This is a genomic window from Pacificibacter sp. AS14, assembly GCF_038899935.1.
In the GTDB taxonomy this organism is placed as follows: Bacteria; Pseudomonadota; Alphaproteobacteria; order Rhodobacterales; family Rhodobacteraceae; genus Celeribacter.
Map to the genome: position 1 here is coordinate 1 of NZ_JBBMQI010000018.1, position 14,289 is coordinate 14,289.

Annotated in this window: 12 protein-coding genes and 1 tRNA gene; 5 read left to right on the forward strand and 8 right to left on the reverse strand. The window is 55.3% G+C overall.

Annotated features, from left to right (window positions below):
- Positions 1-10: 10 nt before the first annotated feature.
- A tRNA-Met gene (locus WNY38_RS14660) sits at positions 11-87 on the forward strand.
- Here the strand turns inward: WNY38_RS14660 and WNY38_RS14665 are convergent.
- Positions 66-1,373, reverse strand: coding sequence for a recombinase family protein (locus WNY38_RS14665; protein WP_342858104.1), 1,308 nt, complete (start codon positions 1,371-1,373; stop codon positions 66-68). The genes WNY38_RS14660 and WNY38_RS14665 overlap by 22 nt on opposite strands.
- Positions 1,374-1,594: 221 nt before the next feature.
- Entirely contained in the window at positions 1,595-2,440 is an 846-nt protein-coding gene (locus tag WNY38_RS14670) for an EamA family transporter (RefSeq protein ID WP_342858105.1), read from the reverse strand.
- 157 nt (positions 2,441-2,597) lie between these two features.
- Here WNY38_RS14670 and WNY38_RS14675 point away from each other — a divergent pair, with 157 nt between their 5' ends.
- The gene (locus WNY38_RS14675; RefSeq protein ID WP_342858106.1) at positions 2,598-4,967 is read left to right on the forward strand and encodes a DUF1989 domain-containing protein; all 2,370 of its coding nucleotides are present in this window, start codon (positions 2,598-2,600) and stop codon (positions 4,965-4,967) included.
- 18 nt (positions 4,968-4,985) lie between these two features.
- On the opposite strand, the gene purU is transcribed toward WNY38_RS14675, so the two are convergent.
- Positions 4,986-5,870 carry a formyltetrahydrofolate deformylase gene (gene purU, locus WNY38_RS14680; RefSeq protein WP_342858107.1) on the reverse strand — a complete coding sequence of 295 codons (885 nt, stop codon included), beginning with the start codon at positions 5,868-5,870 and terminating at the stop codon, positions 4,986-4,988.
- Between the two features lie 115 nt (positions 5,871-5,985).
- Entirely contained in the window at positions 5,986-7,320 is a 1,335-nt protein-coding gene (locus tag WNY38_RS14685; RefSeq protein ID WP_342858108.1) for an NAD(P)/FAD-dependent oxidoreductase, read from the reverse strand.
- A 162-nt stretch (positions 7,321-7,482) separates the two neighbouring features.
- Between WNY38_RS14685 and WNY38_RS14690 the strand changes: the two genes are divergently transcribed.
- Positions 7,483-7,887 carry a hypothetical protein gene (locus WNY38_RS14690; protein WP_342858109.1) on the forward strand — a complete coding sequence of 135 codons (405 nt, stop codon included), beginning with the start codon at positions 7,483-7,485 and terminating at the stop codon, positions 7,885-7,887.
- Between the two features lie 118 nt (positions 7,888-8,005).
- Here WNY38_RS14690 and glnT read toward each other — a convergent pair whose 3' ends face one another.
- The 4 genes from glnT to WNY38_RS14710 all read right to left on the reverse strand — a co-directional run bounded on the left by glnT (position 8,006) and on the right by WNY38_RS14710 (position 12,352).
- Positions 8,006-9,331, reverse strand: coding sequence for a type III glutamate--ammonia ligase (gene glnT / locus WNY38_RS14695; protein WP_342858110.1), 1,326 nt, complete (start codon positions 9,329-9,331; stop codon positions 8,006-8,008).
- Positions 9,332-9,394: 63 nt separating this feature from the next.
- Complete coding sequence (locus WNY38_RS14700) at positions 9,395-10,738, reverse strand: FMN-binding glutamate synthase family protein (RefSeq protein WP_342858111.1); 1,344 nt, start codon at positions 10,736-10,738, stop codon at positions 9,395-9,397.
- Positions 10,739-10,747: 9 nt separating this feature from the next.
- A complete protein-coding gene (locus WNY38_RS14705) occupies positions 10,748-11,425 on the reverse strand; it encodes a GXGXG domain-containing protein (protein WP_342858112.1) in 678 nt (225 codons plus the stop codon).
- Positions 11,426-12,352, reverse strand: coding sequence for a glutamine amidotransferase family protein (locus tag WNY38_RS14710; protein WP_342858113.1), 927 nt, complete (start codon positions 12,350-12,352; stop codon positions 11,426-11,428).
- 209 nt (positions 12,353-12,561) lie between these two features.
- Here WNY38_RS14710 and WNY38_RS14715 point away from each other — a divergent pair, with 209 nt between their 5' ends.
- Both WNY38_RS14715 and WNY38_RS14720 read left to right on the forward strand, forming a co-directional pair.
- Positions 12,562-13,947, forward strand: coding sequence for an ammonium transporter (locus tag WNY38_RS14715; protein WP_342858114.1), 1,386 nt, complete (start codon positions 12,562-12,564; stop codon positions 13,945-13,947).
- A gap of 24 nt (positions 13,948-13,971) precedes the next feature.
- On the forward strand, positions 13,972-14,142 hold the full coding sequence (locus tag WNY38_RS14720; RefSeq protein WP_342858115.1) for a hypothetical protein: 171 nt from the start codon (positions 13,972-13,974) through the stop codon (positions 14,140-14,142).
- Positions 14,143-14,289 lie beyond the last annotated feature (147 nt).

Genomic DNA, 14,289 nt, shown 5'->3' on the forward strand with positions numbered 1-14,289 from the left:
AGCACAGTGTCGCGGGATGGAGCAGCCCGGTAGCTCGTCAGGCTCATAACCTGAAGGTCGTAGGTTCAAATCCTACTCCCGCAACCATTTATTCCTACGTCATAATGAGAAACACTCTCGCCAAGGCGGTAGGACAGGGACGAAAACGCCCCAAACGTATCAATACCTAGCAAATTCGGCCTCTTAAGCGACGCCTGATCCGCAGACATTGCCAGAATACCAGCCAAGTCTCCCTCAAGATCCACAATAAGCCGTGTCTTGCTCGCATCTGGCGTCAGAACAATCCTATCAATCAAGCCACGGATTAGTCCCGCTGCTTCCTCGCGGTGGTCTGGTTCATTCAAGGTCGTGATCAGTTTTTGTACTTCACGCGCATACATGTCGGCCATCGCAGGGTGCAGGATCGGCGCGGCTGCGCCATCTTGTGCAAGGGCATCCGTCAAGAACGCGATGCGTGCAGAAATGCGCTGCGCTTCATCGCGTACCATCTCAGCAGGCAGACCGTCTTTGATCGCATCGACAATACGCATGCGCTCACGTTCTAGTTTTGAGAGCTCAAGGCGATGATCTTCGGCGGCGCTTCTTTGTGTCCGGCGCAATCGGTTCAGATGCTCTGTGTACTCTTTGCAAAACAGAGCGCAGAGTTCTGGATCCATCAACTGGCCTTGCAATGCGCCAAGGATGTCTTCTTCGAGATAATTACGACTGATCGTCAGCCTATTGCTGCAGGTGCCTTTGTTGCGGGCGCTGGAGCAGCCGATCTGCGTGGCATTCACCGACGAGCAACCCCCACCGCACTCACCGCATTTGATCAGGTATGAGAACAGGTTTTTGGGTCGGCGTGCTTTCCAAAAGCCTGACTTGGCCTTGGTGTTGATTGCGCCTTGTTTGTGTTTGACCGCATCCCAAGTCGCTTGATCGATAATCCGCAAATCGGGCAGGTCTTTTGTGATCCATTCCGCCTCGGGATTGAGCCGTGAGACGCGCTTGCCGGTCTCAGGGTCCTTGGCATAGCGCAGACGGTTCCACACCAAGCGGCCATTGTAGAGTTCATTGTTGAGGATGCCTGTGCCCCGTTCGCGGTTACCGTAAATGGTGCTTGGACCCCAATGGCGCGCGGTTGGGGCCGCAATACCTTCGTTATTGAGCGCAAAGGCGATCTTCTTCGGTGAGACCCCAACGAGGTAGTCGCTGAATATACGCCGCACGACGGCGGCCTCCGTTGCGTTGATCACGCGCTGGCCCTTGAGTGTGCCGCGATTATCACCGCCATCAAAGCCGGGGTGGTTCACGCTGACGATGACACGTCGCGCGCAGACAAAGCGCGACGGGCGATCAAGACCTGCGGCGTGGCACGAGGGCGTCTGGTTCACCCGGAGGCGAAAACCGGGAGAGCGGCGAGAGGGCGGCCCTCTCGTCAAAATTTGGTTGGGGGAGAACGGGCGGAAAGTGTGAATTCGCCGCTCTGCAGAGAGGATTTTGCGCAATCGCCTACCCCATTCAAGCCGTTTGTGGCGCTCGCAGTATAATTTCATCTAACGATGACTGGCGAACAGCCCACAGAGATAAGTGCGACAGAATCAGCCGCTATGAATCACAGCGCCAAATAGCCGACGCCGATGAACACAATAAGGCAACCACCCCATTGCTTGAGGGTAATCCGTTCTTTCAAAACAAGCGAAGCCAGCCAGATGGTTGGTAATCCGTAGATGGCGGTTGTGACTGCGGCGTATTCTGGGTGCGGATAGTTGCCCGCCGTCATAATCGACAAAATCGCAATGCCATCGAGCAGCCCCATGATCGCGAGGATGCCCAAAGCGCCGGACTTGGGCCAAAGGGGAAGGCGCAGAGCGAGAATGCCGCTGAAAATTACCCCGATTGCGACGATCCGCGTTAGAATTGCAGAGATCAGCCCATTCGTCATCTCTGCAGCAATTTGCCCAAAGGCGAAAGTGCTGGCAAATGCCGCCGCCGCGATCAAGGCGCTGACCACCGTCCAGAATTTACCAGTCTCTTGCGTGCTGTCTTTATCGGCAAGTACAGCGATCATCGTGATACCTGTAAGGATCATCAAAATCGCGCCCAATTGCCCAAAGGAAACGGCGGCGCCGCCGATCACGGCAATTGCGACCGCGAAGATGGAAAAACACGCCACCAAAGGCGCAGCCAGCCAAACCGGACCGCGTTGAAACGCGACGTAAAGCCCGGCATTCGCAATCGCAAATGAAACGCCTGCGTAAAGCAAGGGCAGGATGCTGACCTTGGGGATGCTGTCATAGTTGCCCGTCACCACGAGCAGGCCCGTTTGAAACAGCAGGCCAAATATCATCACGGCAAAGAGGCAAGCGCTGACAGGGGCGCTTCGACTGATAAAGCGGATGCAAAAATCATGAAGACCCCAACAGGCCGCCGCGACAAGGCCAAAAGCAAGAGAAATCAAAGGGTCACGTGTTTAGAGCCAGAGGAGTGGGAAGATGTTTCAACGGTGTGATGTGATTTTCCTTTGCCGACGTGCCAATTTCGTTTGCGTGGCATTGCATTCATATATATTCTTCATATTAAATAAATTTTCCGATGATGCAACAAGTGAGGCGCCGGTGAAGGATGATTTTCTAAATGTACGCTCCGGCCCGCCAAAGCCAAGCGCCATCTATGAACCGCGTATTTTTTCCCTGCCAGAGGGGACGGAACGTTATGGCGTTGAAGGGGGCGGCGCGGTGTTGCTGCCTGTGTCCGTGGGAGATCACATCACAGTTATCAACGATGAAGGCGGCCAGCGCTGCGAGATCCTCGCCTGCAACTCTCATGGCCGGATTGATGCGGGCCTGATCGGGGCGCAGGGGCAAGGGCCCGCCACAGGGTTGCAGGCCCTGTTGAACAGTTCTGACAAATCTCTGCGCGGTTTGCGCATGGGCTTGGACGCGCGTAAAATCGACGTCGCGGCGGCAGGAGCTGTCACCCTGTTTGAAGCCACGACTCCCGCCAAAACCGAACAGACTTTCATCGCCCAGCGTGACGGCTGTATCATCATCGCCGCCCCCGGTGGCATTATGGATCTTGAGACACAAGACACCGCTACCCCGCTGACAGTGATGATAAAACGCGCCGTGATAAAGTCCAACGTCCGGTTCGAACTGCCCACGCCCCTTGCCGATCCTCTGCAGGATATCCGTGTGCATACACAAACCGCCGAAGCCTATTTTGTGAAGGCGGGCGATTACATCCAGATTTTGGATGTGGACGGGCGGCAATGCACTGACTTTGAATGTTTCAGCGCCCGCAAACTAGACAAGGGGATCGAGCACGCGCTGGATGTCACGACGACTCGCACCTTGATGGGCCACGCCTATCCGATGCCAGGCTTACACGCAAAATACTACGATCAAGAAATGGTGCCACTGGTTGAAGTGGTGCAAGATACATGCGGGCGCCATGATGCTTTTGCTTTGGCGTGCTCGGCCAAATATTACGACGATATTGGCTATCCGGGGCATGTGAATTGCTCGGACAATTTCAACAGCGCGCTCGCCGACTTCGGCGTTGGCGGGCGGCCAGGTTGGATGGCAATCAATTTCTTTTTTAACACGGGGATTGATGATCACGGGGTCATGTATGCTGACGAGCCGTGGTCGCGCCCCGGTGATTACGTCTTATTGCGCGCGCTGACGGATATCGTTTGCGTGTCCAGCGCCTGTCCCGATGACACCTCTGCTGCAAATGGCTGGAACCCCACGGACATTCACGTGCGGACCTATTCCGGCAAAGAGACATTCCAACGCGCCATCGCCGTGCGCGCAACGCCAAATTCGGAGCCAAAGATGACCAAGCAAACCGGATTTCACGACAGTTTTGCCAAACACACCCGTAATTTTGTGGAATACAACGGCTATTGGTTGCCCAATTGCTTTGCTGCCGCAGGGCCGATTGCTGAATACCACGCCTGCCGTCAAGACGCCGTGATCATGGACTTGTCGCCCTTGCGCAAGTTTGAAATCAATGGTCCCGACGCTGAGGCACTGTGCCAGTACGTGTTCACCCGCAACATGAAAACCCTGCCTGTGGGTGGGGTTGTCTATACGGCAATGTGTTATGAACACGGCGGCATGATTGACGATGGCACTGTATTCCGCCTTGGGCGCGATAACTTCCGCTGGATCGGTGGCAGTGACTATGGCGGTGAATGGATCCGCGAACAGGCAGAGAAACTTGGGCTGAAGGTGCTTGTGCGCTCCTCTACGGATCAGCTCCACAATGTCGCCGTGCAAGGACCTAAATCGCGTGATCTTTTGCGCGAACTGGTCTGGACCGCGCCGCACAACCCCGAGTTCGACCAGCTTGCGTGGTTCCGGTTTACGCCCGCACGCCTTCGCAATGAGGCGGGCACGCCGTTTGTCATTTCACGCACTGGGTATACGGGCGAGTTGGGGTATGAAGTCATGTGTCACCCCAAGCACTGCGCCGAAGTTTTTGATGCCATCTGGGAGACAGGGCAAGACTACGGTTTGCGCCCAATGGGTCTTGAGGCATTAGACATGGTGCGGACCGAGGCGGGCCTGATCTTTGCGGGTTACGATTTCTCGGATCAAACCGATCCGTTCGAGGCTGGCATTGGGTTCACTGTGCCGTTGAAATCCAAACCTGATGATTTTATCGGCCGCGATGCCCTGATCCGGCGCAAGGATCACCCAATGCGCAAACTTGTCGGTCTTGATATCGGAAGTGAAGTCGAAGTGGGTCACGGCGATTGTATCCACATTGGTCGTGCGCAGATTGGCGAAGTGACCTCGGCGACCCGATCACCTTTGTTGGGGAAAAACATAGCGATGGCGCGGATTGATGTGGCCCATGCAGATGCAGGCACTGAGGTTGAGATCGGCAAGCTTGATGGACATCAAAAACGCCTGCCCGCTGTGATTCGCCCCGATTTGGCAGCCTTTGATCCCAAAAAAGAACGCCCGCGAAGCTAATCGCGGGCGTTGGGCGGGTTATCCCATCCGCTCGGAGGCGAAGGACCCTGGTGAGGCGGGGAACACGACAGTTTTGTTGCCGTTCAAGAACACGCGGCGGTGGATGTGTGCGTGGATCGCACGGGACAGGACCTGACTTTCCACATCACGCCCGAGGGACACGTAGTCTTCTGGCGATTGCGCATGGGTGACGCGCACGATGTCTTGTTCGATAATCGGTCCTTCGTCCAGATCGGCCGTCACATAATGCGATGTCGCACCGATCAGTTTCACGCCACGTTGGAACGCCTGCTTGTACGGGTTGGCCCCTTTGAAGCTCGGCAAGAACGAGTGGTGGATATTGATGATTTTACCCGACATTTTCTGACACATCTGATCGGACAAGATCTGCATGTAGCGCGCCAGAACAATGAGCTCTGCGCCGGAGTCTTCAACCACGGCCATAATCTTTGCTTCGGCTTCTGGTTTGTTCTCTTTGGTGACCTTGATGCAGTGGAAGGGGATGTCGTGGTTCACGACAACCTTTTGGTAATCCATATGGTTTGACACAACCGCAACAATATCAATCGGCAGCGCACCAATGGACCAGCGATACAGGAGATCGTTCAGACAGTGACCGAAGCGTGAGACCATGATCACGACCTTCATTTTCGCGGCCTCATCGTGAAATTCATAGGCCATATCAAACGGGGCAGTCGGCTTGGCGAAGTCTTTTGACAGCGTATCCAGATCAACGTCTGTGTCTGTTTCAAAGCTGATGCGCATAAAGAAACTGCCGGTTTCCTTGTCGTCAAACTGCGCAGAGTCGGTGATGTTGCAGCCATGATCAGCGAGGTAATTGGCGATGGCCGCCACGATGCCACGTTGGGATTGGCATGTCACGGTGAGGGCATATTTTCTCATGAGGGGGTCCTGTTAAAAAAGAGTAAGGAAGCGGGCCGGCCGCCGCTTGGTCACACCGCAAACCGCCCACAAAACGGGGCGGTCTGGGTGACACATAGATGGAGATTTCAGCGGCCTAGTTCTGCAAATAGACCTCGAGGCTGTCATCCAGCGCGTCTTTCCACGGGGTGTGATGTTTCGGAGCCATGGTGCCCGTAATGACAGATTTGTAGCCGTTGTCGCGGAAGGTCATGATGCCTTTCTTCTTATGGCCTTTCCATTCCTTAAACGCCTTACATGCGCCTTCTACATCGAAGGTCGGATAGTCTGTCTCTTCAATCAGCTCTTTGATGTAATCGCCCTGATACCAGATCGCGTCATAGTCATCCTCGCCTGCATCCTCGCGGGCGATACGGTCTATAACGTCGGCCTTCATGGCAGCCGCATCAGGCAGGGCAATGCGATCCATGATCACGTCGCGCACATACCACGCTTGGGCGTCAAACATGTTGAAAGTGAACCACTGGTCCTGCATCCCGATATAAAACAGCGCGGGTTCGTCCAGATAGGCGACCCCTTTATACAGGTCCGCAGCGGCCAAACGGTTGGCCGTTTTCAAGCGCAGATCGTCGGGCAGGAACGGGAAGTGATGTTTGTAGCCCGTGCACAGGATCACCGCATCAACGTCTTTGGTCGTACCATCTTTGAAATGGGCGGTGTTGCCATCTACATGGGTCAGCAGCGGCACCTCGGCCCAGTTATCGGGCCAGTCATAACCCATGGCGGCGGTGCGGTGGCTGACGGTTATAGATTTCGCGCCGTATTTCCAGCACTGTGATCCGATGTCTTCAGCGGAATAAGACGTGCCGACGATCAGGATGTCCTTGTCTTTGAATTCCATCGCATCGCGGAAATCATGGGCGTGCAACACGCGGCCCTTGAAGGAGTCAAAGCCGTCAAATTGCGGCACATTGGGCGTGCTGAAGTGGCCCGTGCAAACAATCACATGATCGAATTCTTCGGTATAGGTGCGGTCTTCTTGCAGGTGGCAGGCTGTGACCTGAAATTTATCACCGTCCTTTTTGACCCAACGCACAGCTGTTTCAAAACGGATCCAGTCGCGCACGCCGGCCTTTTGAACGCGGCCTTGGATGTAGTCAAACAGAACGGCGCGGGGGGGATAGGATGCGATTTGTTTGCCGAAATGTTCTTCGAATGAATAGTCTGCAAATTCCAAACCCTCTTTCGGACCATTGGACCAAAGATAGCGATACATCGATCCGTGCACCGGCTCTCCATATTGATCCAGCCCAGTGCGCCATGTGTAGTTCCAAAGTCCGCCCCAATCAGATTGCTTTTCAAAACATACGATCTCGGGGATGTCGTCGCCCTGTGCTTGGGCCGATTGAAAGGCCCGAAGCTGGGCAAGGCCGGACGGACCGGCGCCGAGGATGGCTATGCGTTTGGTCATTGGTGACTCCTTTATAAGCGGTTGCGGGATTGCACCGCGAAGATCACCTTAAGTCAACAATTATTCTTGCAGGTGAACAAAACTTAAGCACCTTTGTCACTCATCTGTGGCTTGAGCCTGCCACAGAGTATGGATAGCCTGCTGCAAAACAAAGGATAAACGATGGAAAAGCCAAGTTTGAGTTATTGGGCGATTGCCGGGTTGGGGCTGCTTTGGAATCTTATGGGCTGCCTGAATTACATCATGCAAACCGCGTCGATGTCACGGGCCGATCTGCCTGAACAATACCTTGCCATATTCACTCAGCGGCCCGTTTGGGCAACCGCCGCGTTTGCAGTGGCTGTGTTTGCCGGCGCAGTTGGCTGTATCTTGTTGATCTTGCGTCGCAGGGTGGCTGTGCAGCTTTTGGGGCTGTCCCTCGTCGGCTCGCTGTTCGCGTTGGCCTATATGATCATGACGCTTGGCCTGTCAGTGAATGCTCTGCTCAGCACCGGGATTTCAATTCTGATGGCCTGTATTCTGCTGGCGATCGCAATGGCCGCGCGGGCGCAGGGCTGGTTGCGTTAAGATTTTTTAGTTGGCGCAGGGAGAAGGCGGTGCCGTCACGGCCTTCTCCCTGCAAGACATCAACAAAAAAGGGCCGCGAAGAGGGACGCGGCCCTAAGGTTATCACGATGTAAATACATTAAATGTCTAAGGTGTTGTCTTTTTCCCATTGGCTGAAATAGCCAACGAAGCTGTCCCATTCTTGCATTTTCATTTTGATGTAGGAGGCTGAGAAGTCTTCCCCCATGGCGGCCTTCAAGTCTGCATCAGCATCAAAGGCCCGCAATCCGTCGAGCATATTTAATGGTAACAGGGGCGCGTCTTTTACAGTGTGGCCTTCGGCGTACATATCGATGTCATAGCGTTTGCCCGGATCAGCCTTGCTGCGCACGCCCGAAAGGCCCGCCGCGATGATAACCGCCTGCAACAGATAAGGGTTCACCGCGCCGTCGGGCAGGCGCAATTCGAATCGGCCTGGCCCTGGAACGCGGACCATGTGCGTACGGTTGTTGCCTGTCCATGTGACCGTATTGGGGGCCCATGTCGCGCCGGAGTTGGTGCGCGGGGCGTTGATGCGTTTGTAGCTGTTTACGGTCGGGTTGGTGATGGCGGGTAGGGCACTTGCGTGGTCCATGATCCCGCCAAGGAAATTGCGGCCTTGTTCAGACAGACCCAATTCCGCCGTCTGGCTGCTGTTGTTCGGCTCCATCGCGAAAACGTTAGTTGTGCCGTCCAGATCCCAGACGGAGATATGCGCATGGCAGCCATTGCCCGTCAAACCCTCAACAGGCTTTGGCATAAATGTCGCGCGGTATCCGTGCTTTTCAGCGACAGTCTTGACCATAAATTTAAAGAAACTGTGCTTGTCCGCCGTCGCCAAGGCGTCGTCGTAATCCCAGTTCATTTCCCACTGGCCGTTCGCGTCCTCATGGTCGTTTTGGTAGGGGTTCCAGCCCAGTTCCAGCATGTAATCGCTGATCTCGCGGATCACATCGAGGCGGCGCATGAAAGCCTGCTGATCATAGCATGGTTTTGCGGCAGAGTCGTAGGCGTCACTGATCTGTTCGCCGTCTGGCGTCAGCAAAAAGAATTCCGCCTCAATGCCCGTCTTGACGCGCATGCCTTCGTCTGCGGCTTCTGCGATCAGGCGGCGCAGCACGTTTCGTGGAGCTTGGGCAACGGGTTCGCCTTCCATGACGCAATCGGCTGGCACCCATGCGATGTCGCGATTCCAGGGCAGGATGATCACAGCCTCAGGATCTGGCACGGCCAGCATATCAGGGTGGGCAGGGGTCAGATCAAGCCATGTGGCGAAGCCCGCGAAACCGGCCCCGTCTTCTTGCATGCCCGCAATGGCGCGCGCAGGGACAAGTTTGGCCCGCTGCCCACCGAACAGGTCGGTAAAGCTGATCATAAAATATTTAACGCCGTTGTCGGCTGCGAATTTGGCCAGATCTGTGGTCATATCGATGTTCCCTGTTGTGCAAAGAAAGGGGCGCGTGCCACGTGGCCGCGCCCTCGTTTTAGGTCAGTAGGATGTGCCGGGCTTGCCGGGATACCAATCGGTGCCAGCAAGGGGGATTTTGGCCATGGCGGCGGCTTCCATTGTCAGCGCGCACAGGTCTTCGGGTTCGAGGTTGTGCAGGTGGTTTTTGCCGCAGGCCCGCGCGATGGTCTGCGCCTCAAGCGTCATTACCTTAAGGTAATTGTTTAGCCGTCGACCGCCTTCAATGGGGTCAAATCGTTTCATCAGCTCAGGATCTTGCGTGGTGATGCCTGCAGGGTCGCGGCCTTCGTGCCAGTCATCATAGGCGCCAGCCGTGGTGCCGAGGGCATTGTACTCAGCCTCCCATTTTGGGTCATTGTCGCCGAGCGCGATCAACGCAGCGGTGCCGATGGCCACTGCATCTGCGCCCATGGCCATGGCTTTGGCCACATCCGCACCGTTGCGAATACCGCCAGACACGACCAGCTGAACCTCGCGGTGCATCCCGAGGTCTTCCAGCGCCCGAACAGCCTCTCGGATACAGGCAAGAATGGGTTGGCCCACGTTTTCGATGAATACATCCTGCGTGGCCGCCGTGCCGCCCTGCATTCCGTCTAACACCACAACATCCGCGCCGGCCTTCACAGCCAGCGTTGTGTCAAAGTAGGGGCGGGCGCCACCGATCTTGATGTAGATAGGAACCTTCCATGCTGTGATTTCCCGCAGCTCGAGGATCTTGATTTCAAGATCATCCGGCCCCGTCCAGTCGGGGTGACGGCAGGCGGATCGCTGATCGATCCCTTTGGGCAGGTTGCGCATGTCGGCGATCCGGTCGCTGATCTTTTGACCCAGCAGCATGCCGCCCCCGCCGGGTTTCGCACCCTGTCCAACGACAATTTCAATCGCATCGGCGCGGCGCAGATCGACAGGGTTCATACCGTAACGGGATGGCAGGTATTGATAGACCAGTTTTTCGGAGTGGCCGCGTTCTTCGTTGGTCATGCCGCCGTCGCCCGTTGTGGTCGACGTGCCCGCAAGGCTCGCACCACGGCCCAACGCCTCTTTGGCGGGGCCAGACAGCGCGCCAAACGACATCCCTGCGATGGTCACGGGGATGTCCAGCTTGATCGGGTTCTTGGCATAACGTGTTCCAAGGGTCACCGAGGTTTCGCATTTCTCGCGGTACCCTTCGAGTGGATAGCGCGACATAGATGCCCCCAAAAACAGTAGGTCATCAAAATGGGGCAGTTTGCGTTTTGCGCCGCCACCGCGAATGTCATAGATACCTGTCGCGGCTGCGCGGCGGATTTCTGCGTTGACGGGATTGGAAAACGTCGCGGATTGGATCGGCGGCGTCAGAGGCGCGGTGTTGCTTGTGTCTGTCATGTCTGATCCTCAGTACGCGTTGTCGATTTTGAAGGTATAAAGCTCACGCGCCGATCCGTAGCGTTTGAACTCTTCTGGTTTGGCGTCCGCGCCTGCACGTTCTAGCAGGTCGCAAAGGATCGCCAGATGTTCGGGACGCATTTCTTTTTCTATGCAATCGGCCCCTAGGGACTTGACGGTCCCGCGCACGAACAAGCGCGCCTCATAAAGGCTGTCGCCTAAGGCATCCCCGGCATCACCGCAAACAACCAGATTGCCCGATTGCGCCATAAATGCCGACATGTGCCCGATGTTGCCATGCACCACGATGTCGATGCCCTTCATGGAAATCCCGCAGCGTGACGATGCATTGCCCTTGATCACAAGCAACCCGCCGTGCCCTGTGGCACCTGCATATTGACTTGCATCGCCATCGATGATGATTGCGCCGCTCATCATGTTTTCGGCGACGCCCGGTCCGGCAGAGCCCTTGATATTGATGGTTGCCTGTTGGTTCATGCCACCGCAGTAATAGCCCGTCGATCCTTTGACAGTGACCTCAATCGGGGCGTCCAGACCGCAGGCAATCGCATGCGCGCCTTTCGGATTTACGATTTCCCATGCGGTTTGGTTGGTGTTTTCGGCCTGCGCATGCAGGGTCGCGTTCATCTCGCGCAGCTCGATGTCCGCCATGTCTAATGTTTGCATTTAAGCGGCTTTCTCTTTGGTGGGTTGGTCAGAATGGCTCCAGAAATAGACCGTCGCGGGCTCTGGCTCCCAGACACGGGCGTTTTCGATTCCCGGAAGGTCAACCAAGGCACGATATTCAGACCCGAATGCAACGTATTGATCGGTTTCGGCCATGACGGCGGGCTTGCACGCGATCGGATCGCGCACAACGCCAAAACCGTCTTTGGTGCCGACGACAAAGGTGAAGAAGCCGTCAAGATCATCAAGGCTGCTTTCAAGCGCTTCGCCTAATGTCGCGCCCTTTTGCATTTGCCACGTCAGATAAGCTGCGCCGACTTCGGTATCGTTTTCGGTCTCGATGTGAATCCCCTCGCGGCGCAGCTTGCGGCGCAAGCTGGCGTGGTTGGACAGAGAGCCGTTGTGTACAAGGCACTGATCGTTGCCCGTGTTAAAAGGGTGCGCGCCCATTGTGGTGACGGCTGATTCTGTCGCCATACGCGTATGACCGATGCCATGGCTGCCCGACATCTGCTCAATCTCAAAGCGATCCGCCACTTCTTTGGGCAGGCCAACTTCTTTATAAATTTCCAATGTATCGCCGCGGCTCATGATCCGCAGCTCCGGATTGACCGAAATAATCGCCGCGCGAGCGCTTTCAATCGCACACTGCGGTACGCTAAGAACCGCATGCGTGTCGACAATTTTCATCGTCACAGGCGCGCCGATGACCTTGCTCAAGGCGTCGTCCAAACCGTCAAAATCCGTTTCTGGCGTGTCCGATTGTACGACAACCTTAGACTTATCTATTGAATTATTTGAATAAATTGCAATTCCTGCGCTGTCAGGCCCACGATCTGTCATCGTCACAAGCATCTTCGTGAGCATCGCACCCAATTGCGGCTCAAGCGTTTTGTCCTTTAGAAATAACCCGACAATCCCACACATTTCGCTACCCTCATTTATTGTCCTGCACATCGCAGGTTGGTCGAATCGGAAGCTAGCACTGGGGTTTGATATGATCAACTGTAGGAAACTTTTTTTCACTAAGGGCAAAAATTACTAGTCAAATAAGTTTCCTCGTGGTTCATTTTTTGAAATGGCCCACCGTACAAGAGGCCTACGACGTACATAGCAAACGACAAGGGAACGATATCGTGGAAGAACAATTCGCCGACTTATTAGCGCAGCTCGCTGCCATAGAAACGAAAGGCAATCTGACGAACACCATGTTCGCAGAGTTTTACTATTACCTATCCATTCCGTTGATGATCATCATTCACGCGGGCTTTCTGGCCTACGAAATGGGCGCATCTCGCGCCAAGAACGCGCTGACGTCGGGTGTGAAAAACATCCTCGCTTTCGCCTTTGTGATCCCAGCGTTCTATTTCTTCGGCTGGTGGGTCTATTGGGGCTTTCCGACCGGTTTATCGTTGTCGGCGGGTCCGAATGGCATTTCCGGCGCGGTCTATGCAAATGCAATTGCTTGGCCTTGGGGCGAAAGTGCCTCTTATATGGGGCCGAACATCGAAGACCAAATCGACGGTGTATTTTGGGGGGCGTTTGCTCTGTTTGGTGCGACGACTGCGTCGATTATGTCGGGTGCTCTGATCGAGCGTATTCAGACGGTCGGCTTTGTGATCTTGGCGATTATTCTTGGTGGTTTCACATGGACGCTCGCGGCAGCATGGGGCTGGCATTCGGACGGCTGGATGGTTCAGTCGTTGGGCTTCCATGATTTCGGCGCGGCCGGTGTTGTGCATGTCGTTGCAGCGTTCTTTGCGCTTGGCGTTTTGATCAACCTTGGCCCGCGGATCGGTAAGTTCAATGCGGACGGGACGGCGAATGACATTCCGGGCCATAACATGCCGTTCACGGTGACAGGTCTCATGTTGATCATCGTAGGTTTTTTTGGGTTCTTAATGGCCTGCATGGTTGTCGGCGGCGAAGCTTGGTCTTGGGGTGGTAACTACGCCACGATCTACGGCACACCATCCAATCTCGGCGCGCTGTCGTTCAACGTTCTGATGGCTGTCGGTGGCGGGATTATCGGCGCATGGGTTGTTACGAAGGATCCGTTCTGGATGATGTCCGGCGCGCTTGCTGGCATCATTTCGGTCGCTTCCGGCCTGGATGTTTATTGGCCATCTCTGGTGTTCATTATCGCAATAGGGGCAGGTGCTTTGATCAAACCTGCTGCCGCGATTGTCGAAAAAGCAGGCATCGATGATGCTGTTGGCGCAGTGACGGTGCATGGCACCATCGGGTTCTTGGGCGTTGTGGTCTTCGGGATCACAGCAACCGGATACCCCGCACTTCTGGGCGAAGGCGCGCCAACGGTGAGCTTTATTGGACAGCTTGTGGGGGGGCTTGTCTGCGTCGCCCTTGGCCTGAGCAACGGCTATGTCGCCTCACTGGCGCTGAAAATGTTGGGCATGCTGCGCGTCCCTGAAGCTGCCGAACTTGCGGGATTGGACACCGTCAAGGTGCCAGCCCAAGCCTATCCCGAAGGCATTCCAGTCTCGGCACCACCTGCAGAATAATAGAGAAACAGAAGGAGAAATACGATGGGATTTCCATTTGAACCAGCCGCATGGGAAGGCGTATCCGGCCCGATCTTTATGGGATACGGCAGTGCATTGCCCGGATTGTTTTCAGTGATCGGCATCGGACTATGCTTTGCCATCTTGATCAAAGGGCAAATGGCGGAAGCCAAAAGCTACAAGTCCTACATGTAAGGGTGAAGACAAATAGAGAAGCCCGATGCGTTGGGCTTCTCTTTTGCGCCGTAGAAACTTTATTGACTTACAACCTTGTTGCGTGATCGCAATCTGAGCCTCACTCAAGCAACAAAACCACCCCCCAAACACCGACAGGAAAAACAA